The organism is Auritidibacter sp. NML130574, from assembly GCF_003185725.2.
Classification (GTDB): Bacteria; Actinomycetota; Actinomycetes; order Actinomycetales; family Micrococcaceae; genus Auritidibacter; species Auritidibacter ignavus.
In genome coordinates this window covers 1552441-1574895 of the sequence record NZ_CP031746.1, presented here as the reverse complement: position 1 = coordinate 1574895, position 22455 = coordinate 1552441, and the positions used below count along the sequence as shown (strand labels likewise).

At 60.0% G+C, this 22455-nt stretch carries 17 protein-coding genes and 2 tRNA genes; 11 read left to right on the top strand and 8 right to left on the bottom strand.

Going from position 1 to position 22455, the window contains the following annotated elements; genetic code table 11:
* The first annotated feature begins 3 nt into the window (after positions 1–3).
* Positions 4–2607: a malto-oligosyltrehalose synthase gene (gene treY, locus DCC27_RS07175; RefSeq protein ID WP_168186099.1), complete on the top strand. Its 2604-nt coding sequence runs from the start codon at positions 4–6 to the stop codon at positions 2605–2607.
* A 7-nt stretch (positions 2608–2614) separates the two neighbouring features.
* A complete protein-coding gene (treZ, locus tag DCC27_RS07170; protein ID WP_246840163.1) occupies positions 2615–4603 on the top strand; it encodes a malto-oligosyltrehalose trehalohydrolase in 1989 nt (662 codons plus the stop codon).
* Here the strand turns inward: treZ and DCC27_RS07165 are convergent.
* The gene (locus DCC27_RS07165) at positions 4529–5857 is read right to left on the bottom strand and encodes a DUF4032 domain-containing protein (protein ID WP_110110789.1); all 1329 of its coding nucleotides are present in this window, start codon (positions 5855–5857) and stop codon (positions 4529–4531) included. The genes treZ and DCC27_RS07165 overlap by 75 nt on opposite strands.
* A 197-nt stretch (positions 5858–6054) precedes the next feature.
* On the opposite strand from DCC27_RS07165, the gene DCC27_RS07160 reads away from it, so the two are divergent.
* The 6 genes from DCC27_RS07160 (at position 6055) to DCC27_RS07135 (ending at position 10359) form a co-directional block, all read left to right on the top strand.
* Entirely contained in the window at positions 6055–6849 is a 795-nt protein-coding gene (locus DCC27_RS07160) for a thioredoxin domain-containing protein (RefSeq protein ID WP_158524763.1), read from the top strand.
* A gap of 136 nt (positions 6850–6985) precedes the next feature.
* Positions 6986–7059 (top strand) — tRNA-Thr (locus DCC27_RS07155).
* Between the two features lie 218 nt (positions 7060–7277).
* Positions 7278–7351 (top strand) — tRNA-Val (locus DCC27_RS07150).
* Between the two features lie 150 nt (positions 7352–7501).
* The gene (locus tag DCC27_RS07145) at positions 7502–7846 is read left to right on the top strand and encodes a helix-turn-helix transcriptional regulator (RefSeq protein WP_110099430.1); all 345 of its coding nucleotides are present in this window, start codon (positions 7502–7504) and stop codon (positions 7844–7846) included.
* A complete protein-coding gene (locus tag DCC27_RS07140; RefSeq protein ID WP_110110790.1) occupies positions 7843–8139 on the top strand; it encodes a hypothetical protein in 297 nt (98 codons plus the stop codon). Before DCC27_RS07145 ends, DCC27_RS07140 begins: the two co-directional genes overlap by 4 nt.
* A 288-nt stretch (positions 8140–8427) precedes the next feature.
* Positions 8428–10359: a threonine/serine exporter ThrE family protein gene (locus DCC27_RS07135; protein WP_110110791.1), complete on the top strand. Its 1932-nt coding sequence runs from the start codon at positions 8428–8430 to the stop codon at positions 10357–10359.
* A 23-nt stretch (positions 10360–10382) separates the two neighbouring features.
* Here the strand turns inward: DCC27_RS07135 and DCC27_RS07130 are convergent, their stop codons facing one another.
* Entirely contained in the window at positions 10383–11057 is a 675-nt protein-coding gene (locus DCC27_RS07130) for a uracil-DNA glycosylase (protein WP_110110807.1), read from the bottom strand.
* Between the two features lie 141 nt (positions 11058–11198).
* Here DCC27_RS07130 and DCC27_RS07125 point away from each other — a divergent pair, with 141 nt between their 5' ends.
* The 3 genes from DCC27_RS07125 (at position 11199) to groL (ending at position 14007) form a co-directional block, all read left to right on the top strand.
* On the top strand, positions 11199–11459 hold the full coding sequence (locus tag DCC27_RS07125; protein ID WP_110110792.1) for a DUF3263 domain-containing protein: 261 nt from the start codon (positions 11199–11201) through the stop codon (positions 11457–11459).
* A 5-nt stretch (positions 11460–11464) separates the two neighbouring features.
* Positions 11465–12133: a LytR C-terminal domain-containing protein gene (locus DCC27_RS07120; protein ID WP_168186097.1), complete on the top strand. Its 669-nt coding sequence runs from the start codon at positions 11465–11467 to the stop codon at positions 12131–12133.
* Positions 12134–12372: 239 nt separating this feature from the next.
* On the top strand, positions 12373–14007 hold the full coding sequence (groL, locus tag DCC27_RS07115; RefSeq protein ID WP_110099425.1) for a chaperonin GroEL: 1635 nt from the start codon (positions 12373–12375) through the stop codon (positions 14005–14007).
* Positions 14008–14108: 101 nt separating this feature from the next.
* On the opposite strand, the gene DCC27_RS07110 is transcribed toward groL, so the two are convergent.
* The 6 genes from DCC27_RS07110 to DCC27_RS07085 all read right to left on the bottom strand — a co-directional run bounded on the left by DCC27_RS07110 (position 14109) and on the right by DCC27_RS07085 (position 22453).
* Positions 14109–15152 carry a DUF4031 domain-containing protein gene (locus tag DCC27_RS07110; protein WP_110099424.1) on the bottom strand — a complete coding sequence of 348 codons (1044 nt, stop codon included), beginning with the start codon at positions 15150–15152 and terminating at the stop codon, positions 14109–14111.
* 84 nt (positions 15153–15236) lie between these two features.
* On the bottom strand, positions 15237–15527 hold the full coding sequence (locus tag DCC27_RS07105) for a WXG100 family type VII secretion target (RefSeq protein ID WP_110099423.1): 291 nt from the start codon (positions 15525–15527) through the stop codon (positions 15237–15239).
* 167 nt (positions 15528–15694) lie between these two features.
* Positions 15695–17395 carry a HAMP domain-containing sensor histidine kinase gene (locus tag DCC27_RS07100; protein ID WP_110101357.1) on the bottom strand — a complete coding sequence of 567 codons (1701 nt, stop codon included), beginning with the start codon at positions 17393–17395 and terminating at the stop codon, positions 15695–15697.
* A 24-nt stretch (positions 17396–17419) separates the two neighbouring features.
* A complete protein-coding gene (locus DCC27_RS07095) occupies positions 17420–18130 on the bottom strand; it encodes a response regulator transcription factor (protein ID WP_110099453.1) in 711 nt (236 codons plus the stop codon).
* A 76-nt stretch (positions 18131–18206) separates the two neighbouring features.
* Positions 18207–19877, bottom strand: coding sequence for a DNA repair helicase XPB (locus tag DCC27_RS07090; protein WP_110110794.1), 1671 nt, complete (start codon positions 19875–19877; stop codon positions 18207–18209).
* Positions 19878–19948: 71 nt separating this feature from the next.
* On the bottom strand, positions 19949–22453 hold the full coding sequence (locus DCC27_RS07085; RefSeq protein WP_110110795.1) for a helicase-associated domain-containing protein: 2505 nt from the start codon (positions 22451–22453) through the stop codon (positions 19949–19951).
* Positions 22454–22455 lie beyond the last annotated feature (2 nt).

Genomic DNA, 22455 nt, shown 5'->3' with positions numbered 1-22455 from the left:
TCGATGACAGCACCTACCGCTACCTACCGCGTGCAGCTGAGCGACCATTTCACCTTGGCCGATGCTGGCCAGCTGTGGGGATATTTGCGTCGGTTAGGAGTGACCGGACTATACCTGTCTCCGATATTGCAGGCCAACTCAGGGTCAGAGCACGGCTACGACGTGGTGGACCCCACCTGCGTGGATGCTTCCCGCGGTGGTGCCCAGTCCCTGCAGGCGCTGGCCGAGCAGGTGCATGCCGACGGGGGACAGCTGATCATCGATGTAGTGCCCAACCACGTCGGGGTGGGGGTGCCAGCCGAAAACCCGTGGTGGTGGGATGTGCTCGCCCATGGCCCGACCTCGCGCTACGCGCGATTTTTCGACATTGACTGGGCGGCCGGCGACGACCGGCTGGTTATTCCGGTGCTCGGGGAGGGCACCGCACAAGACCCGGCCGCCGAACGCGACCGGCTGTGCGTGCGCGAAAGCACTGCGGAGGCCGGGGCCGGGGCAGACCAAGGCATAACAGATCTGCGGTTGTGCTACGACGACAATGAGTACCCATTGGCCGAAGACACCGACCTGTCGGGCCAACCCCCGCAGGACGACCCAGTTGCTTATGCCGCTTGGGTGCGGGGTATCCACGACCAGCAGCATTACCGGCTCGAGCCGTGGCGAGATGGCGAGTACGAGGTCAACTATCGACGGTTTTTTGCGATCAACGAGTTGGCCGCGCTGCGGATAGAAGATCCGATAGTCTTCCAAGAAGCCACGACAGAAATCCGTCGCTGGTTCGCCGACGGGGTGGCAGACGGGCTACGCCTGGACCACATCGACGGACTGGCCGATCCGGGGCAGTTTCTGCGTCAGCTCCGGGACCACATTGGCGACAACGCCTGGGTGGTGGCCGAAAAGATTCTGGAACCCGGAGAAGCACTACCTGAGAGCTTCCCCGTGCAGGGCACCTGTGGCTATGACACGTTGCAGGCACTCGACCGGGTACTCATCGACCCGCGCGGAACCCAGGTTTTAGCGGGTATGACCGCCAGCGAGGCAGCGGAAACACCCCGGCAGCACGATCCGGTCGAGCGGTACCGGGACCTGGTCTACCAGCTCAAACACCGGGCGGTGACACAGATGCTGACTCCGGACCTGCACGCGGTGGCCCGGCTGGTGGCCCCGGACCTGGGACGCGAGTCCGATGACCAGCAGTTATTGGTCGGATTGACCACGCTGATGTGTGCCTTCCCGGTGTACCGTAGCTATGTGCCACTCGGCGAGGAGTACCTGCATCAGGCCGCCGCGGTGGCGGTCGAGCGCGATCCCAGCGTCGCCGAGGTCGTTGGACAGCTGATGCCGGTCCTGGCCGACCCGCAACATCCCGGCGCCATCCGATTCCAGCAAACCACCTCGATGGCGATGGCCAAGGGAGTCGAAGACACCGCCTTCTATCGGTTCAGTCTGCTCAGCTCAGCCAATGAAGTCGGCGCAGACCCAGCCCAAATCGGCATCAGTGTCCAAGAATTTCACGACCAGCAACGCAACCGGCTGACCCGGTGGCCAGAAACGATGACGACCATCTCGACCCACGACACCAAACGCTCGGAAGACGTGCGCGCTCGCATCCACGTGCTCAGCGAGTGTGCCCAGCAGTGGGCCGAGACCTTCGCGCAACTGACGCGGATGATCACCGACCAGCTCCCACGGGTGGGGGACGATCTGGCGCTATGGAAAATCGTGGTAGAAACTGGATTCGGCGCTCAGCCACTGTCCAACGCTGGGCTGGAATATCAGCGGTGGGACGACTACGCGGTCAAAGCAGCCCGGGAGTCTGGGGCGATCACCTCCTGGACCGAGCAAGATCAGGAGTATGAACACCAGCTGGGCGAGGCCCTGGAACTGTTACTCGACGACGCCCACCCCGTCGGGGCGCTGTGGGAGCAGTTCACCAGCGAGCTGGTGCCGGCCGCGGTGTCGAATCAGCTCAGCCTGAAGCTCTTGCACCTGGTCTCGGTGGGTGTGCCCGATATTTATCAGGGCACCGAAATCGTGTTCCCGACTATGGTAGACCCGGATAATCGGTGCGCGGTGGATTTCGCCTACCGCGCCGATCTGCTCGATGAGTTGGACCGACGGGTCGAGGCGCTGGGTTCGCCCGGTCTGACCCCGCCGCCCGACCCAGCGCCCGGTGCCGGCATCGATCGAGCGGCCTGGGGCGAGTTCGCCGATCTGACGAAGTTGTGGATCACCACCCAGGTCTTGCACCTGCGTTCGGATTGTCCTGACTGGTTCACCGAATACATCCCGCTTGAGGTACATAGTGACCAGGCTGGGGACGACCACGTGATCGGCTGCATCCGTGGCCAAGCCATTGCGGTGGCAACCCGGTGGCCGCTGGGCCTGGAACGCCAGGGCGGATGGGACACCACGACCAGCATTGTGGTGCCGAAGGCAGAATGCGTCTACCTAGACCTGCTGACCGGTACCAGCTACCGCTCGGATGCTAACCGCCGCATCGAGGTGGCTGATGTACTCCACATTCTTCCGGTGGCCCTGCTTGCCCCACAGGACCTGGTGCACCAAGACGATCCGGACACAGCCCGTGACACAGAACAGGCAGGCTAGTCCCGTGATGAACAACGACTCGGCCTTTCACTTCCACTCTCCCCCGGCCAGCCGGCGCCCGTATGCGGTCTGGGCCCCCGAAGCTGAAGAAATCGAGCTGGTAATCGTCACCGAACCTGCCGGTGAGCTCGCTCAACGCACTGACGGGCTGGCCACCGCAGACACCTGGCCGGTGACTGCCCGCTACCGGTTGACCACCGATGATCAGGCCGGGGGCTGGTGGTGGTTGAATGAGAAACACCGAGGTGAGATCCCCAACGGGGCAGGGTACGGCTACGTGCTGGACGGGTCCGGGCCCTTCCCGGACCCGCGCTCGCGGTATCAACCCGACGGCGTGCACGGCCCCTCCCGGCCGGTACCACCGTTACCGTGCGCATCGTCGCAGACGGCACCCAGCCACCCAGCACGGTCCAATGAACTCGCCGAGATGGTGATTTACGAGCTACATCCCGGCACGTTCAGCCCCACCGGGGATTTTGCCGGGATCATAGAACGGCTGGACTATCTCGTCGAGCTAGGGGTTACCCACGTGGAACTCATGCCGGTGGCAGGATTCCCCGGTCGTTTCGGGTGGAGCTATGACGGCGTGAACTGGTTCGCTATTCAGGCCAGTTACGGCGGACCGGCCGAATACGCCCGGCTGGTCCAGGCGGCTCACGCCCGTGGGCTCGGAATCATTCAGGATGTGGTCTATAACCACTGGGGCCCCGAAGGACATTACCTCAATCAATTCGGCCCCTATCAACGCGCCGACGAGACCCGGTGGGGCGCCGGCCCCAATCTGGACGGTCCCGATTCCGACGAGGTCCGGACCTATATTCTCGATCAGGCCCGCATGCTCTTGCTGGACTACGAGGTCGACGGGTTCCGGTTGGACGCGGTGCATGCGCTGTCCGACACCCAAGCAGTCCACATCCTACAACAGTTGCGCGCGCTGACCGATGAGATTGGCGCCCAGACCGGGGTGAACCGGGTGCTGATCGCCGAATCCGACTTGAACGACCCCCGCATGATCGATGGGCTCGAGACCAACGGCCTGGGACCGCATGGGCAGTGGTCCGATGACTTCCACCACGCCGTCCACGTGGCCGCCACCGGGGAGACCCAGGGCTACTACGCTGATTTCGCCGACCCGAACGCGCTACCCAAAGCCATTGATCAAGGGTTTTTCCACGACGGGACCTATTCCAGTTTCCGCGCTCGCCACCACGGCCGAGCCCTGAACCATCACCGGCATCGGCCCAGCCAGCTGATCGTTTCCATCCAAAACCACGATCAGGTCGGCAACCGGGCCGCTGGCGATCGTCCGACCGCCAGCATCGAGTTATCCCGGGCCATGGGGCAAGCGGCCCTGATGCTACTCGCTCCCGGGACCCCAATGCTGTTCATGGGCGAAGAATTTGCCACCCGCACCCCGTTCCCCTTTTTTGTCGACTTCGCCGAACCCGAGCTGATCACCGGGGTCTCAACCGGGCGACGTCTCGAGTTTGCCGCCACCGGTTGGGACCCCGACACCGTGCCCGAGCCCACGGCAACCGCCACCCGAGACCTGGCGGTCTTGGACTGGGACGAGCCAAACCGCGTGGGGCACCGGCAAGCTCTGGCCTTCTACCGCCGGCTGATTCAGCTTCGCCGACAGCTCCCTGCCCTGCTGCGGACCGGTGAGTCCGAATCGCCCGAGGCGCTCGACTCGTTTGACTCGGTGCACACCACGGTGGACCCGGAGACCGGACTGATCCACCTGATCCGGACTGTTCCTACCGCACCAAGCCCCGCAGTGCCACGATTGCATCTGCTCCTCGCCTGGGGGCCCGACCCCGTCGAGGCTCGGATCTTACGTCGTGAGCAACGCCCACAGGATGTGCACCTACTGACCGGATTTGATCCGGTGCACGAGGTGGTCACCGACGAGCTGGAGGCGCTAGTCGTTCCCAGACGGGCCCTGATACGTCCCGGGGCGGTGGTGGTACTCGGTGTTGGGACGAGAAGCCTGTGAGCGGGAGACCGTATCTGCGGTGAGGGGATCATCGGGAGCACGCGGTGTCAGAATCTCCTGGAGATAAGACGTCACGGTCTCTTCAAGGCTGACCTGTTGTCCGGCCCGTTCGGAGAGATACCAGCGGTGCTCCAAAATCTCGTGCATGATTTCCGCCGGCTCCATCTTGCCAGCCAGTTCTGCCGGCAGGTGCTGAATGATCGGGTCGAAGACTTGTTGTAGCCACAGCTGAGCAGACAGGTGTTCATCGGTCTGCCAGTGTTGTTCTCTTCGGTAGTCGTCAATGGCCTGCAACAGTCGGCGAGCTTGATTTTCTTCCACGCTCAGCCCGGTCAATTGCAGTAGCCGACGGCGATGGTGGCCGGGATCGACGACTTTGGGGTTCAGCACCAGTTCACGACCACCGCGGGCGGGCGTGACATCGTATTCTTCAACATCAAAACCTAGCTCGTTGAGCCGACGGATGCGGTCTTGTAGGTGCATACGCTGATCGGTGGGCACCGCAAAGTCGGTGGTCAATTCATGCCACAGGTTGCGGTAACTGGCAGAGACGTGCTCTGCGGTGGCCACCGGGTCAACGGTTTCGGCCAACAAGCCACCGGCGATCAGATCCATGAGCTCGCCGGCAATATTGGTCCGGGCAATCTCCATATCGTGGGCGCGTTGCCCGGCCGAGACGTTCGTGCGTAGCTCCCCGGTCTCGGCGTCGACCAGATAGGCGGCGAACCCGCCGGCATCGCGACGAAACAGCACGTTCGACAGTGAAATATCGCCCCAATAAAATCCTTCGAGGTGTAGTTGGACGATCAGTAGTGCTAGCGCGTCGATTACCCTGGTGAGGGTGTCGCGGGAGAGTTGCTGACTCAACACGGCCCGATACGGCAGAGAAAAAGGTAGATGTTGGGTGACCAACATAGCTGGGAGTGGTTCGTCTGCGGGATCCCGGCGGCCGGTAATCACCGCCAGGGGCACCACACAGGGGATATCGCGCCGGCCGAGCTGGCGTAATAATCCGTATTCAGCTTGGGCTTGTGCCGGTGTGGTTTCTTTCAGCGCTACCACTGCCGAGGGCAACCGGACGAATCGCACGACGTGTCGCGAAATACCTCGGGGCAGTGCGGTGATCACCTGCTCGGGCCAATCCTCGAGGTTCTGGTGCAGGGGTAGGTCCAAGAGCTCGGCGCTGAGCGTGGGAGAGGAGTGTGTCGAGGAAATGCGGACCTGGTCATTGATGGGATGTGGAGCGGAATTCATTAGTACATGAGTGTGCCCCGAACTCCGGTTGCTGTCGAGTCCTGTGTAGCTGAGACACAAACTTTAAGATATTCAGATCCTTGGCACGATCACCGGCTATGCTATCCCAGGAGCCCGTGACCACCACGTTGTCGAGGATCAAAGATATGGCCAAAAACTCAAAGTCCGCAGGGGATGCGCGAACCAGAGCGCGCCAGATGCACGAAAAACAACTGAAAAAAGAAAAACGCAACGCCCAGATCACCACCTGGAGCATTGTTGGTGTGGTGGTTCTAGTCATTGCGGTGATCGCCGGGTTGCTTATATGGAACCAAAACCGTTCCATTCCTGAATCTGGTGAAGCCCCGACCATCGCCAATGAACACGGTGGTATTACCTTGGTGTCTACGACAGAATTCGCTGAGGGCGAGTCTCTCGGCGAAGTCAGCGCCAACGAGGTAGGCGAATCCAATATCACCGATGAACCCCCCGAAGAGGTGCCCGGCGGGGAAGAACGTGACCAGGATGAGCCCGCCCAGGTCATTATCTATGCCGACCCGGACTGCGTGCACTGTGCTGACTTCGAAATGGCCAATTCCGAGTTCATTAATGAGAAGCTAGACGCCGAAGAGATCACGGTCGAGTACCGCTTGGTTAACTACCTGGATAACCCCGGAACGAATAACTTCTCGTCTCGGGCTGCCAACACCGCGCTGTGCACCGCTGCAGAGCATCCCGAAAAGTTCAATGATGTGCTCACCGCATTATTCGAAACCTATAGCACCCATCAGGGCCAAGGCCTGTCCAACGATGAGCTGAAACAGCTGGCCAGCGATAACGGTGCTGACGTTTCAGACTGTATGTCGAATAACACCTACCGTCCGTTCGTGGACTACACCGCGGCGAAGGCTCGTGAAGGTGGTATTGCGGGAACTCCATCCATTTGGGTCAACGGCACGTTTACCACTCAGGATTCCTTCCAGGACGATGTGAATAACGCCATCGAGGACTAGGCACTCGAGGCATGAATGTAGCTGGGCGGCCCGAACCGGTTGGCATCTGCCACAGTTCGGGCCGCTCGCGTCTGCAAGATGAAATCGCCGACAAGTCTACCGATCCGGTATGCTAGAGAAGTTGCCTGAGGGCTTTGCCTCCTTAGCTCAGTTGGCCAGAGCATCTGTCTTGTAAACAGAGGGTCGCCGGTTCGAATCCGGCAGGGGGCTCTGACGCTGAGGGCCCTGTATCCACTAGTGGATACTGGGCCCTCAGCGTTGAATTCGGGGAATAACCTGCACGCCGGTCACCTTCCGCCCGTGGCTGGCATCCTGGGATCGATTCCCAGACAGTCCTCAGGCATGGTCGGGGCTAACGATGCAGTGTGGTCACCGCGACGTCCGATTTCGCGTTGACTCATCTTCCTGCTAAAGTATGACCTCTGTACGGATCCTTAGCTCAGCTGGTTAGAGCGTTCGCTTCACACGCGAGAGGTCGCTGGTTCGAATCCAGTAGGATCCACGGCGAGTCCCTGTTTGCTCCGAGCAAGCGGGGATTATTTCATGTCTAAGATGTAGATGATAGACAACGCGGAGAGTGATCTGTGTTGCACTCCGATTATTGTCATGTGTAAATATTGCAATATCTTTATATGTCTGGTGGAATAGAAATATGGACAGCGAATCAGGCGTTGCCGAGGCGGCGAAATTGTTCAAAGTTCTCGGTAGCGTTCCCCGATTGGAACTGTTGCACGAGATTGGACATGAGCCTCGCACTGTTGGGGCGCTTGCGGAAGCGACAGGACTGTCGCAACCGCTGGTCTCCCAGCATCTGCGGACCCTTCGGCAGGCCAGTTTGGTGACCGCGGTCCGATCGGGCAAAGAAGTGATCTATCACTTGGCTGACCTTCACGTCAGTCACGTGATCGATGATGCGCTGGCCCACGTTCAAGAACCTGAGACAAGCGTTGACGCACCAATAGAACCCACAGGCACCGATGAAAAGGAGTCGTCATGACCGAGCAAGATGTACACGCTGAGCACACCATTGAAGAGCACGAGCACGGCGAGAACTGCGGCCACGAAGCAGTTCAGCACGGTGATCACGTGGACTACATCCATGGGACCCACCGTCACGCGTTGCACGGTGACCACTACGACGAGCATGAGTCCGTCGCCGAGCACACCATTGAAGACCATGAGCACGGCGAGAACTGTGGCCACGAAGCAGTTCAGCACGGTGATCACGTGGACTATATTCACGATGGCCACCGTCACGCGCTACACGAGGATCACTACGATGAGCACTAAGCGCTGAGTTTTGGCTCTGGATGTTAGCTCAGTGGGGATGCCCGAATTGGGTAGCCCCACTGAGTTTTTTTAATCCCGGGCTAACGCGCAGCTCACGACGGAACAGCAACGTGCATCACTGTTCGTGTGCTTCGCCAATTCACGTCGCATAAAGCGCCTTACTGGAGAGTAGAACGTGATGAGTCACTCTCACGACAACTGTCACGGACCAGCTCAACACGGCCTAAAATTTAGGGTGGGTTAAGGCTGAGAATCTCGGCATCAGAATGAACTTTTTGAGGAGGCAGTATGTCTAAAAATGTGCGTACCGAACGCGACGAAGACGTCACAGAAACCACCTCAACGGATCATTCTGAGGCCCCGACAGAACAGCCCAGCACAGATTCGGACGTCATTCCCGTCATTCGCCCGGCTGTGGTGGCACCCAACCCGGATGCGTCAGCGCCACAGACCGCACCGGTGTACGAAGAACCGGAACCGGTGGCTGATCATGACCCGGTGCCTACCTCGGTGCTGTCGTCTACCACCACGGACCTTCCCTCGGTTACTCCCCGAGACTCGGAGGACCAGTCCGAGCGCGGTGGCTCCTCGCCCGAGAAGACTAGTGAGGACCAACGTCATGAGTTTGATGAATGGCGGCGTCCCGCGACCGACCCTCAGCCGATAGTTCCAGCTGGCTATGCCTCGGAGACCGAGACGGAAGCCGAGCCTTCCCGTCGTCGTTTTCCCGGGCTACCGACCTGGAAACCCAATCTCGGCGGGCGCACCCGCGGGGGCGTGTTTCGGAAAAGCGCCACTGATACTGCTCCCAGTAACGCCGCAGAGGATCGTCACTCCTTCGTTGACTCGATCCCTACCCAAGCGCTCCAGCTCAATAACCGTCTTTTCCAGTCGCCCTATCAAGCCCGACGAGTTGCCAACGCTGGACGCGACTATCGTCAAGTCGCTGAAAATGCTGATGTTGGCAATACGTTGCAATTTGCGTTGCGTTTGGGTGAGACCATGTTCCGTTTCGGAGCTGGTGCGCTGGAGGTCGAGACCTCCATTATTGTGGTCACCCAAGCATTCGGCGTCCCCGACGCGGAAATCGACATCACCAACCAAGCGATCTCTCTGAACTACGTTCCCGCCGGGGAAACCCCCTTCACCTATCAGCGCGTGGTGCGTTCCTGGTCCTCGAACTACGCGGGGCTGTCCTTCCTCCACCAGCTGGTCACCCGGATTGCCAACGGCGACGCCACCCGAGACGAGGCCGAAGCAAAACTGGCCGAGATCCGTCACCAGTCCAAGACCTTCCCGGGCTGGGTTGCACTGCTGGCCACTGGACTATTCGGCACGTCGTTCGTGATGTTCATCGGCGGTAGTCCAATGGCCGGCTTGATGACGTTTTTCTCGATGATCATGACCATGACGGCCGTGGATCTGATGGGACGGATCCGCATGCCTGAAGTCTTTGCCACCATGACCGGTGGCGCGGTGGCTACCGGGGTGGCGCTGGCTTTGTACGCCTTCGATGTTTTCCAAGACCCCTCGGCGGTCATCGCCGGGTCGCTGATGATGCTCCTACCTGCGCTTCGCATCGTCTCGGCTGTGCAGGACGGTATTAACGGCTTCCCGATGACGGCTGCCGGACGTATGGTTTCATCCCTGCTCAGTTATATCGGTCTGGTGGCGGGCATTGTGGTCGCTGTGGCGATCTCGGACCTGATCGGAGTGCCACAAATCGACCTGACCCGGGTTCCGGACTATGAATACCCGGTATGGCTGCTGGCCTTATTCGTCCTGATGGCCGCTCTGTTTGCGGCCATGAGTGATCAGTCTTCGGTGCGACTCCTGTTGCCCACCGGCTTGGTCTCCGGCATCGGTTACTTGGCGTATGTGGCCGGAGAAAATCTCGGCCTGGGGCCCACGGTCGCGCCCGCGTTCGCAGCAGTGGCTGTCGGTTTCCTAGCACGTATTGTCGCGCTCCGATTGGGCGCACCCCAGCTGGTGGTTGCCGTGCCGGCGATCATGTTCTTGCTACCCGGGCTGATGATCTTCCGCTCGATGTACCGGATCACCATCTCAGCTGAAACCGTCCCCTCGGGCTTGATTGGAATGTTTAACGCGATGGTGATCATTCTGGCTATGGCCTTCGGGTCGGTGCTCGGTGATACTCTGGCTCGGCCTCTGACCGGTCGACTCTCCGATAACGAGCGTCGCCGGATTGGTCGTCGTTAGTCGCAAAGACGACAGTGGTTCACCTACTGCGGAAGTTCCCAGTCAATCGGTTGGAGCCCGTGGGCGACCAAGAACTCATTGGTGCGGGAGAACGGTCTGGACCCAAAAAAGCCCCGTCGGGCCGAGAGGGGCGAGGGGTGCGGTGACTCAATGACCGTAGTGTTGGTGCCGCCGAGAATCAGGGGCTTGGTTTTGCGGGCATCAGCGCCCCACAGCAGAGCTACTAGCGGCGTTCCTCGAGCGACCAATGCTTCAATTGCCTGCTGAGTGATCTCCTCCCACCCCAGTCCGCGGTGTGACCCTGGCGATCCAGCGGTGACGGTCAGCACACGGTTGAGCATCAGCACGCCTTGATCGGCCCAATGAGTGAGATCGCCATGCTGCGACGGGGTGATGCCCAGGTCATCGTGTAATTCCTGAAAAATATTGGTCAGCGAGCGTGCCAGGGGCCGGACGTTACGATGAAGAGAAAAACTCATCCCCATCGGATGCCCTGGAGTGGGATAGGGGTCCTGTCCCAGCACTAAGACCCGTACGCGATCAAAAGGCTGGCGAAACACCCGGAGAATGTTGTCGGGTTCCGGCAAGACTTCCACATTCCGTGCGTTCAGGTCACCCAGCCGGTCAGCAACGAGCTGAAACTGTGTCGCACACGGTGCCAACGCCTGGGCCCAGCCGGGATCCAATGGATGACGCATCGGCGGTAACTGTGAGGCGGTAGCGGCTGAGTCACGGGCCGAGCCGGAGGCGCTGGAGGGTCTGGAGGAATCTGCCGAAGGTGCAACCATAGTGCGAGCCTAACCGGTGAGAACCAGACTGCTCTACTAGACTGGGCCACGATGACGAAGTTGGAACCGCTGAACGACCGTGAAAAAAAGGTGCTGGACTTGGAGCGCCGTTCTTTCCGGTACTCCGGAGCGAAGGACCGGGCCATTCAAGATGACTTGGGCATGACGCCCACCGGCTACTACCAGTTGCTGACTCGGCTCGTTGACGACGAACGCGCTATCGCCGCCGATCCGATGTTGATCAACCGCATTCGCCAACGTCGTCGCACCGCCGACCGTGCCGACCGTCACTCACAGAGCACCACTAAATGAACAAGATGTCCAAGACAGAGTATGAGCCAGACCGGTTCTCTCACGTTCCGGAATACACCACCGAGCACGGGGCCCACCGGGCAGATTTCCGTGGCCCCGAATCCAGCGCCCACCTGATCTGGATCATTCTGGCCGCAGGGTTAGCGTTAGCCATTGGTGCTTTCAGTTTCATTTTGCTCCCTCAACTACGGTCGCAAATTTTCGCTGATGCTCCTGTGGTGGCAGGCCCCTCGCCCGAGGAGGATCCGGACGCTGTCTTGGAATCACCCACAGACGCCTCGGATGCTAGCAACGATGTTGGCTCGCCGGATCCCGCTGATTCCGCCGTCCCGGACGACGCTGAGACGGCTGTCGACGAGGACGCAACCGGTGCTGAGCCCTCTGCCACGGAAGAGACTCAGGGATCCGCGGAGGTTGACTATCAAGCTCCCGTCTCAGTATATAACTCGACCACAATTAACGGTCTCGCTGCCCAAACCGAAGCTGAGTTGACCCAAGCTGGGTTCAATGTTGTGACCGTCGGAGATTGGAATGGGGGCCCGGTGACCTCCAACATCGTCTACTTTGATGATCCAGCACTGCAAGCCACCGCCGAAGAAGTTGCCTCTCAGGTGGGTGGCCAAGCCCAGCAGAATGACACGGTCAGCGGTCTGACCGTAGTGGTCGTTCAGTAGGGCTCCTCTTGCGGTGAACAGCCCCGGAACTTTACTTGCACTCGCCCGGGGGGAGTGCTAATAATGGAGTTAGCACTCTTAGGTTGTGACTGCCAAAGTTGCCCTAAGAAGTAGACGCCCTTCACTCCAGTGAGGTCGGGAGTAAACCGCCACCCGGTGGTTGCTCCTCACCGTCCGTCGCGGGCACTTGAGTGTGGGACTTCACCGAGAGATTCGTCCAGAAAGGACTTGTGCATTTCATGGCTAAGACCATTGCATTCGATGAAGAAGCACGCCGTGGCCTCGAAAAGGGTTTGAACACGCTGGCTGACGCCGTCAAAGTGACGCTCGGCCCGCGTGGTCGTAACGTCGTCCTGGAGAAATCCTGGGGCGCTCCGACCATTACCAACGACGGTGTGTCTATCGCTAAAGAAATTGATCTCGATGACCCCTATGAGAAGATCGGGGCCGAACTGGTCAAAGAGGTCGCGAAGAAGACTGACGATGTTGCCGGTGACGGTACTACCACTGCGACCGTGCTGGCTCAGTCCCTGGTGAAAGAGGGACTGCGCAACGTCGCTGCCGGGGCTGATCCCATCGCGATTCGTCGCGGTATCGACAAGGCCGTACAGGCTGTGACTGAGAAGCTGGTTGCTCGCTCCCACGAGGTCGAGACCAAGGAGCAGATCGCAGCGACCGCCTCTATTTCTGCTGCTGACCCACAGATCGGCGAACTGATTGCGGAAGCCCTAGATAAGGTCGGCAAGGAAGGTGTGGTGACCGTTGAAGAGTCCAACACCTTTGGCCTGGACCTGGAATTGACCGAAGGCATGCGCTTCGATAAGGGCTTCCTTTCCGGTTACTTCGTCACTGATACTGACCGTCAGGAAGCGGTTCTGGAAGATCCCTACATTCTGATCGTCAACTCCAAGATTTCCAACGCTCGCGACATGGTCGGTCTGCTGGAAAAGGTCATGCAGTCCGGCAAGCCGTTGCTGATTATCGCTGAAGACGTTGAAGGCGAAGCCCTGGCTACCCTGGTGGTCAACAAGATTCGTGGCACCTTCAAATCTGTGGCGGTCAAGGCTCCGGGCTTCGGTGACCGTCGTAAGGCGATGCTCAACGACATCGCTGTCCTCACTGGCGGGCAGGTCATCTCTGAAGAAGTCGGCCTGACCCTGGAGAACGCCACCGTTGACATGCTGGGTACCGCTCGGAAGGTGACCATCACCAAGGACGAGACCACCATTGTTGAAGGTGCTGGCGAGGCCGATGCGATCTCCGGTCGTGTGGCGCAGATCCGGGCTGAGATTGAGAACTCTGACTCGGACTACGACCGCGAAAAGCTTCAGGAACGTTTGGCTAAGCTGGCCGGCGGTGTGGCCGTGATCAAGGCCGGTGCTGCTACCGAAGTTGAGCTCAAGGAACGCAAGCACCGTATTGAAGACGCTGTGCGCAACGCTAAGGCTGCTGTTGATGAGGGCATCGTTGCCGGTGGTGGCGTGGCACTCATTCAGGCTGCTGCTGAAGCGTTCGCCGAGCTGAAGCTGGAGGGCGATGAAGCCACCGGTGCTCGGATCGTTCAGATCGCTGTGGAAGCGCCAGTGAAGCACATCGCCGAAAACGCTGGCCATGAGCCCGGCGTCGTGGTGGCTAAAGTCAAGTCCCTGCCTGCTGGTGAGGGCCTGAACGCTGCCACCGGTGAATACGAGAACCTGCTGGAAGCTGGCGTGAACGACCCGGTGAAGGTTACCCGCTCGGCTCTGCAGAACGCTGCTTCGATTGCTGGTCTGTTCCTGACCACCGAGGCTGTTATCGCCGACCAGCCGGAGCCGGCACCTGCCGGTGGCGATGCCGGCATGGACGGCATGGGCGGTATGGGCGGCATGATGTAACCACCCCACCCTCCCCCCCGGGGGTGATGGACCTCTTGAGATCACAGCGGGGCGCGAACCGGATGGTTCGCGCCCCGCTGTGATCTGAGTCGAAGTCCGCCCTAACGAGCGGACTTTTTGGCTTGTTCTATCTTCTTGATCGCCTGCTTGCGGGCACGCTCAATACGCTTGACGTCGTCGAGCTGGCGGGCTGTTTTCGTCTCTGAGGCGGGATCCTTCTCGATGCCTTTCGGTCGTGGATAGATCTCGGCAATCAAATTCTTGCGGGCCTGACGCTCCCATCGCTTGATCGCGGTCGGGGTATTGAAAATCGGGTTTCTCGCCAGAATTCCGCGTAGCACTTTCTCCCGCCCGGTGGTGAAGTCGTCATCCGAAACCTTGGCGAAATCCCGACGAACCGCTTGTTGGTAGCGCTGATACGGGCCGGGGTTGCGACCTAAAACTTCCAGGTCGGCGTCGCAAAGGATGCGACCAGCTGCGTCGTCGTTATGCGGGTCGTGGGTGAAAGTCAGGCGGACCAGACGGGAGACTTCAAGGATCTCGGGGCCGGGGACGCCGAGGGTCGGCAAGACACGTTCGGCCAGTCGGGCTGAATCCTCTTCATCTTGTCCGGGCGGAAGATGGGGGTCGGCCCGATAGACCGCGTCGTGGAACCAGGCCGCTAATTTTGCCGCGCGAGGAAACTCGCCCAGAGGTTCTCCGGCCCGCTCGAGAAGATCTATCCCTTTTAAAACCGACAGTAGGTGTGAGGGGTCATGGTAGTGCCGGTGCGGCTGCGACCACCGTTGATACAGATCGGTGAACACCGGGTCTCGATCCAGTTCGGATGTTTCTGGGAACAGTCGGTCGAAGCGACGGTGGAGGATTTTTTCGAGTTTGGAACTCCGCTCAGCGGCAGTGATGCGTAGCCCAGATTTCACCAAACGACGCACCAGCTCATGACCGGAGACTTCTTCGGCACCGGCTGCGACCAGATTGTCGTAGAGCTCGACCGGAACGTCGTAATGATCACCGTCAAAAGCCCTCGGATCGAGGTTATTCACCCGCGCAAACTCGTGTAGTTCCTCGAGAGACTCATCTGAGACCAGATGAGAAAACACGGTGCCGTAAGCCGGCCACCGCGCCGGGTCAATGAGAACGGTCATGGTCCCAGCTTACCCATTGTCAGCTGGATCCATGACCGCTACTCTCTGGTACTGGACTAAGATCAGAACATGAAGAACCTGGTGTTAACCACGGAACATTGAAGCATTTGAGGTTTCGGTATTCAGGTACTGGGTGGCTGCCTGTGACATCGCTTCACGAATGGAGGACAAGGATTCTTCCACTCGGGCTTGTACCGCGCGCCATTCGCTCAGTAGCGTCTGGAAGTTTTCTGAGGCCTGCCCTTTCCAGGTGCCCTCGAGCTGGCGCAGGTGGCTTTCCATGGTGTTGACTTCGGTTTGCAACCGTCCCACTGAGGTTTCTACCTGGCGGGATTTGGCCAATAGGTCGTCGGTGTCGATCTGAACAATAGCCATGTCGTCTCCTGGTCATTTCATAAGGATCGGGAATCTCCGGCGCCGGAGTGGGCCGGTGATTTCAGCCTAAGAAGTTCTCCCGAGGACACCGTGGCACCGCACGATTTTGTGGATAACAGATCTCACGTGGCGTTGTGACCTAAGAAGGTGTGGATGAGCCCGAACTGTCAGGCCCCGCGGGGGTCCTCAGACCGGTGATGCTGATCTGCACCTGCGTTCGTCTCGTCCATCTCGTCCTGATCCGTGGGCTCGTCGTCGGTAGCGTCATCGTCGTCACTATCATCCTCGACTGCCTCGTCACTGGGACGCCATGGCAAGCGAACCGACATCGTCGCGCCACCGCCTGGTGTCTCTTGCAGGCGAACGGACCCGTCGTGTTGGGAGACAATCCCGGCAACGATAGCCAGGCCCAGTCCGGTGCCCCCGGTTTGGCGATGTCGTGAGGAGTCAGCCCGATAGAAGCGTTCGAAGATCCGGGAGGCATCTTCTTCGGAAATGCCTGGGCCGTGGTCACGGATTTCGATGACGGAGTTGCGCTCTTCAGCGTTGCTCGCACCGGAACTTCCTGGCAGACCTGAGAGAACATCCACGGACCCCACAGCAATCTCCAAAGGAGTGCCGTCGGGCGTGTAACGTAGCGCGTTGGTAATCAGGTTTGAGATGACCTGCCGGAGCTTATTTTCGTCTCCAGTGGTCATTGCGGACTCGGGTTGATCGGTTTCGAGTCCCACCAGTTGGATAGTGCGATCCGGAGCTGAGGCTCGGGTGTCCAGCACGGCGTCACTGGCCAGAACCAGCAGATCGACCGGTTGCTGGTCACTGTCACGCAACTCGTCCAATCGAGCTAGGGTCAGAAGATCCTCCACCAGCTGGGTCATACGGGTGGCTTCGGATTCAATACGGCTCATGGCCGTTTTCACGTCATCGTCATTCGTGATCGCCCCGTGACGGTACAACTCAGAGAATCCTCGGATCGTCACCAGCGGGGTGCGCAACTCGTGCGAGGCGTCCTGGACGAAACGGCGCATTCGTGATTCGGAAGACTCTTTGGCATGGAAAGCGTTCTCAATGTGGGCCAGCATCGCGTTCAAGGACCGGGCCAATCGGCCAACCTCGGTATCCGGCGGGCCCGGAGGCACGCGTTGGGTTAAATCGCCAGCAGCAATCTTGGACGCGGTACGTTGCACTCTATTCAACGGCCGGAAAGACCGGGTGACGACCACGTAGGCAATGACGGTCGCCACCACGGTCGCGAGCAGTCCGATGCTGACCACCAAGGTGGTGACACGTTCCACCGACTCCTCAATCGGCGCCATGGGCAATGCCACCGCGACCGACCCGGACCCGGAATCCAATCGATAGACCTGGACACGCCAGGACTTACCTTCCTCATTGCGCCCGGGTACCGTAAATGGCGTGTTGCCTTGGGCGATGGCTTCCTCGGCGGTCATGGGCTCGATGGCTGGAGTATCGGAGCCTTCTGAGCGGATGGAGGCTACGACTTGGCCATCGTTGGTCCACGATTCCCCATAGAACCGCACAATAGATTGCTGAAAGTCGCCCAAATATTGGTCGGCTTGACCCAGCGAGGTCAAGTACACCGAGACATTGGAGCGGTTCGCGAAGAGATCTTCATCCATACTGCGAATCAGCTCGTGGCGGTACAGCGAGGCGGTCAGGACCGCGGTCACCATCACCGTAGCCAGCATCAGCAACGAGGTAATCACGGTCAGCTGGGTGCGCAAGGAAAAGCTACGCCAAGAGCGTGAGGCGTACTTCACTGGATTGCGCGTGCGCGGACCGTGATGCGGTCGCGGGGGCGGATACTGCGGAGGTTGCGGAATCGAAGCGGACGAGGTAGCGGACATAGCTGAGTGAGTGACAGCCCAGAATTAGCGTTTGCCGGCCGAGGTACGCAGAATGTAGCCCACACCGCGTTTGGTGTGGATCATTTTTTCTTCGTCGTCGGTGTCGATCTTGCGGCGCAGATAAGAAATATAAGACTCGACAATTGAGGCATCACCGTTGAAGTCGTACTCCCAGACATGGTCCAGAATCTGTGCCTTGGACAGCACGCGGTTGGGGTTTATCATCAAGTAGCGCAACAGCTTGAACTCTGTCGGTGACAGATCGATGGAGCGTCCAGCGCGTCGCACTTCGTGGGCGTCATCATCGAGTTCCAGATCGTCGACCCGCAGGATAGCCTCGTCATCTTCGGCCGGTGCGGTGCGACGCAATACGGCACGAATACGAGCGACCACCTCGTCGAGCGAGAACGGCTTGGTCACATAGTCATCGCCACCCACCGTAAGGCCGGTGATTTTGTCGCCGGTATCATCGCGGGCGGTGAGAAAGACGACCGGGAAGTGCATACCGTGAGAGCGCAACTTCCGGGTGACGGTAAAGCCATCCATATCGGGCAACATGACGTCGAGTACAGCCAGGTCAGGTTGTTCTTGTTCGGCAGCCTCCAGTGCTTCACGGCCGTTGGCGGCTGCGACAACCTCGAACCCTGCAAAACGCAGGGACGTTGACAGCAACTCACGAATATTCTGCTCATCGTCAACGACGAGCAACTTCGCCTCGGCAGGCTGAGCATTCATATTGGTCATGCTGTTAATTCTGGAATACTTAGCTGGAAGATGTCTGAGATGTTGCTGAGTAACTTCCCCGGCGCGGTCAGGGTAGGTGGTCTGGCAGATCGCCGGCATCCAGGATCCGATAGCTATAGCCTTGCTCACTCAAGAAGCGCTGCCGGGAGGCGGCATATTGTTGGTCGACGGTGTCGCGGCTGACGACCGTATAGAAGTACGCATTGCGTCCATCGGATTTGGGGCGCATGAGTCGACCTAAACGCTGTGCTTCTTCTTGGCGAGAGCCAAAGGCCCCCGAGACCTGGATGGCGACTGTTGCTTCGGGCAGGTCCAGGGAAAAGTTTGCAATTTTAGACACCACGAGCCGTTGCACTTGCCCGGCGCGGAAAGCATTAAAAAGCTTCTCCCGTTGAGCCACCGAGGTCGACCCGGTGATGACCTCAGCGTCGATGGCATCCCCGATGGCTTCGAGGTGATCCACGTACTGACCAATGACCAGTAGTTGCTCGTATCGGTGGAAGTCAACCAGCTCAGTAATGACCGGCATCTTGGACTCGGCGGTGGCAGCCCAACGATATTGATCGCCACGGTCACTGATGGCGTACCCCATCCGGTCCTCGGCTGAGAGAGTAACCCGAATTTCGGTGCAACTGGCCGGGGCGATCCAGCCTTGTGCCTCAAGGTCTTTCCACGGTGCGTCATAGCGTTTCGGGCCGATCAGCGAAAAAACCTCATCGGCGCGATTGTCTTCACGCACGAGAGTGGCGGTCAGTCCCAACCGGCGCCGAGCCTGCAGATCCGCGGTCATCCGGAAGATCGGGGCTGGCAAGAGGTGAACCTCGTCGTAGATGATCAGCCCCCAGTCGTGATCGTTGACCAGCTCAAGGTGCGGATAGATGCCACCACGGCGAGTGGTCAGCACCTGGTAGGTGGCGATGGTGACCGGGCGGATCTGTTTCTTCGATCCGGAATACTCACCCACATCAGTCTCGGTCAGGGTGGTGCGGGCCAGCAGTTCGGCTTTCCACTGTCGAGCCGAGACAGTATTGGTCACCAACACCAGGGCAATGGTACTGGAGGCAGCCAATGCGGCCGCCCCCACCAAGGTTTTTCCCGAGCCCGGAGGCATCACCACCACCCCGGAACCGGTCGCGAAGAAGTTGTCCACCGCCATCCGCTGGTAGTCGCGCAACTGCCAGGTTTCGTTCTCGGTGAGCTGGATCGGGAATGCGGTGCCCTCGACGTAACCGGCCTGGTCATCGGCCGGCCAGCCCAGCTGGACCAGGGCCTGTTTGAGCTCACCGCGGGCGGTGGAATGAACTACCACCGTGTAGCCATCTAACTGTGCACCCACCAGGTCCCGGGTGGTCTGAGCACGGAGCACTTCTTCCAGGACCGCGGCATCATCGCTACGCAACACGAGCCCGTGTTGGGGGTCAACGGTCAGAGCGAGTCGTCCATACCGCGACATCAGCTCGGCAATATCGATCAGCAGGTTCTGCGGTAGGGGATAGCGCGAATGGGTGAACAGCGTATCGATGACTTGCTCAGCGTCCACTCCCGCCGCCCGCGCATTCCACAAGCCCAGCGCGGTCATGCGATAGGTATGGACATGCTCGGGCGCGCGCTCGAGCTCGGCAAATTGGGCCAGGGCCCGCCGGGCGTCGTCGGCGGCAGGATGTTGGAGCTCGAGCAGAATACTGCGATCGGATTGGACGATGATCGCCCCGGTGGGTTCAGGCGCTGGTGAATTCATCTCACACTCCGTGCTTGCTGATCATAGTGCTGGATGGGGTACTGATTCCTCGGTGTCTGGGTCCTTTTCGGTCACATCGGATCGTCTGGGTCCACGTCGTTAGCCTCGGGTGGTTCGGCCGAAAGAATACGGAACAACGGGATTGGTGGCGTTGGATCCGACTGGCCCTGAGGTTCTGCCGTCTCCACGACCGCGCCGTGTCGGAGACGGGGACTGCGGAGGAAGTGTTGTTGTAAGTGACCAGACTGGTCGGTGTAGGTAACAAGCATCGGGATCCCACGTTCGGCGGCGAGACGAATCACCGACACGGACACGGCCTGCTCGGTATCGCGCGACAAGGGTGTCGTGGCGGAGGTCAGAGCAGAGTCGGTGTGGTCTGCGGTGTCTGCCTGGGTGAGGTACTCGGCGAGCTGATGCTGGTGCCGACGATCATCGGCGGTGCGGCACAGCCCGGCCTCGGCCAATTCGGCGTCGACGTACCGCGCCAGTTCGGCGTAGTCATCCAGCACCGTGTGCGTGGTCTGTCCCTCGGCGGTGCTGGAGCCGGATGATGCCTGCGGTGGTGGCACCGTCAGACCTAGCTCGGTGAGTGCGCGGTGGAGTTGGTGGGCGGTCAGGGAGCTGACCGCCACGGTGTCGGACAGGCGCTGGGCAGCCAGCCTGTCGGCGCGCGGGCTATTCAGTAAGACATCTAGTTCCTCGGGATAACGACACCGGATCCAGGACCCGGCGGATCCAAGGCGGATCCGCTGATAGTCGGTGGTGGTCTCGACGATCAACCGAGTCAGCGTTTCCGGGATAGGGTCCTCGGAAACCTGCTCGAGGAACTGCAAGAGCTCATGGTGGCTGGCCCCGGTGTCGAGTCCGGCACGTACGGTCTGTTCCTTGATGCGGTACACCGTGGCGTAGCCGGAGGATTCGACTTTCGCCCAGCGGGCCAAGATCACCGCCAGTTCAGGGCTGGGTGGGGCGGTGGTGATCAGCGTGTGGTCGGGGAGTATCCGAACGGTATCGGCGGTCTCGGGCAAGAGGTCTCGCAACGTAGCCAGGGCTTGTAGAAACCGGTCGTGGGCGATCAGTTGCCCGGGTTGGGTGAGCGCTCCGGCACAGAGCAGGCCCAGAGCCACCGCGTCGTCGATGACCTCGGCGATGGGCCGGGATAGGGGAGTGAAAGGATCCTCGCCGGCTAGCCAGCTCATTCGGGTGGCCAGGACCGGCAGAATGCGTCGGGGTGATCGCGTCGTCTGCGGGCTGGACAACTCAGCAGCGGCGCGGAAAAAGATCCGGCGCCACCGGCCTTGATCCTCCTGAGTAGCATCCGAAGACAACGCCCGGTCTGTGCGACGGGTCAGCGCTGGACCCGTGGACTGTAGCCAGCATCGAATCAGCCACACCCACCGTCGTTCGGGGGGCAGTCCCCTGAAACCGTGTCCCAACGGGGTGAGTGTCCACCGTGAGTGGTCGCGGTCTCGGGTGAGCAGGCATGCTGTTGCTGCCAGGTGCAGGAGAAAGTGTAGGCGGGACTCGCTGAGGCGGGCTTGGGCAGCGATCTCGGTCTGGAGAGCTCGGAAGCCCCGCACGGAGAGCCCCCCGGCTTTAACCTCGGGTAACCCTTCACGCACCATATCAGCGTCCAAAACGAGCTGAAGATGCTCCAGTAGCGTGCTGACCTCGGTCACGGTGGCGGTGGCCAGCTCGTCGGGGGAGATCTGTTGCAGCGGGGGTGTCACCGGGGTAGCACGAAACTCTCGATTGATCAGGGTGCCACCGGTCAGCGCCAAACCGTAGCGTGCTGGAAAGATGACCTGCTGTGTTCCGGCAGGAGTGCGGACCAGGCCGAGGTTTCGTAGGCGATGGATCAAGGCTGTCTCGGTGCGTTGTGACCGAACCGGGTGGATCCGGAGCCGGTAGAGCTCACTGATCAATTCTGCCTGATCCGCAGAGCCATCCGCTGGGTCGGACCCACTCTGCTCATCGAGCTCGGACAAAGTCGTAGCGCGAACCGTCCGGGCTTGAGTTAATAAGGAGCGGGCGGTGGCGGGTAGCTCGTTCAGTTCAGGGGCCGAGACCTCGGTAGCAAGGCCCGCTGGGTGGGGCCCGATGGCTTGGCGCACTTCCGCCGGCAACATCCAGTGCTGCTGGGCAGAGTCGTACGAAGGGGATTGCGCGAAGATCAACAAGACCCAGGACAACTCGTCGAGGACCTGGTCCACGTCCGGACTGGCTGAGTCGGGTACTGCGAGTAAGTGTCGTATCGTTGCGGAGTCAACGGTGCCAGCAGATGAGGATAAGGCAGAGGCACCCGAGAGATCGGTAGCCACCGCCAGGGCTTCGAGAACATCGCGTTGGCTACGGTTGAGTCCTGCAAGGCAACGGGTTAGCGACGAAATGCTCAGGCACCGTCGAGCTAGCTCTTCCAAATTCTCAGGTGGTGGGAGACTCCCTGTCGTGGCGAGATCGGGGCGGGACGTGAAGAGCTCGACAAGCTGGTTTTTGTCGCACCGGTGTAACCAGCCCTTAATTCGGCGTACCGGGGTAGTGGTTAGCCTGCGTGAGAAGGTGTGCTCAGAAGGCATCC

Bases quoted from the DNA above. Each gene is read 5' to 3' on its own strand.
- DCC27_RS07090 (WP_110110794.1), bottom strand. From the start codon at position 19,877: ATGAATTCACCAGCGCCTGAACCCACCGGGGCGATCATCGTCCAATCC.
- treZ (WP_246840163.1), top strand. From the start codon at position 2,615: ATGAACAACGACTCGGCCTTTCACTTCCACTCTCCCCCGGCCAGCCGG.
- DCC27_RS07100 (WP_110101357.1), bottom strand. From the start codon at position 17,395: ATGTCCGCTACCTCGTCCGCTTCGATTCCGCAACCTCCGCAGTATCCG.
- groL (WP_110099425.1), top strand. From the start codon at position 12,373: ATGGCTAAGACCATTGCATTCGATGAAGAAGCACGCCGTGGCCTCGAA.
- DCC27_RS07130 (WP_110110807.1), bottom strand. From the start codon at position 11,057: ATGCGTCATCCATTGGATCCCGGCTGGGCCCAGGCGTTGGCACCGTGT.
- DCC27_RS07095 (WP_110099453.1), bottom strand. From the start codon at position 18,130: ATGAATGCTCAGCCTGCCGAGGCGAAGTTGCTCGTCGTTGACGATGAG.
- DCC27_RS07085 (WP_110110795.1), bottom strand. From the start codon at position 22,453: ATGCCTTCTGAGCACACCTTCTCACGCAGGCTAACCACTACCCCGGTA.
- DCC27_RS07105 (WP_110099423.1), bottom strand. From the start codon at position 15,527: ATGGCTATTGTTCAGATCGACACCGACGACCTATTGGCCAAATCCCGC.
- treY (WP_168186099.1), top strand. From the start codon at position 4: ATGACAGCACCTACCGCTACCTACCGCGTGCAGCTGAGCGACCATTTC.
- DCC27_RS07165 (WP_110110789.1), bottom strand. From the start codon at position 5,857: ATGAATTCCGCTCCACATCCCATCAATGACCAGGTCCGCATTTCCTCG.
- DCC27_RS07140 (WP_110110790.1), top strand. From the start codon at position 7,843: ATGACCGAGCAAGATGTACACGCTGAGCACACCATTGAAGAGCACGAG.
- DCC27_RS07110 (WP_110099424.1), bottom strand. From the start codon at position 15,152: ATGACCGTTCTCATTGACCCGGCGCGGTGGCCGGCTTACGGCACCGTG.
- DCC27_RS07120 (WP_168186097.1), top strand. From the start codon at position 11,465: ATGTCCAAGACAGAGTATGAGCCAGACCGGTTCTCTCACGTTCCGGAA.
- DCC27_RS07135 (WP_110110791.1), top strand. From the start codon at position 8,428: ATGTCTAAAAATGTGCGTACCGAACGCGACGAAGACGTCACAGAAACC.
- DCC27_RS07160 (WP_158524763.1), top strand. From the start codon at position 6,055: ATGCACGAAAAACAACTGAAAAAAGAAAAACGCAACGCCCAGATCACC.
- DCC27_RS07145 (WP_110099430.1), top strand. From the start codon at position 7,502: ATGGACAGCGAATCAGGCGTTGCCGAGGCGGCGAAATTGTTCAAAGTT.
- DCC27_RS07125 (WP_110110792.1), top strand. From the start codon at position 11,199: ATGACGAAGTTGGAACCGCTGAACGACCGTGAAAAAAAGGTGCTGGAC.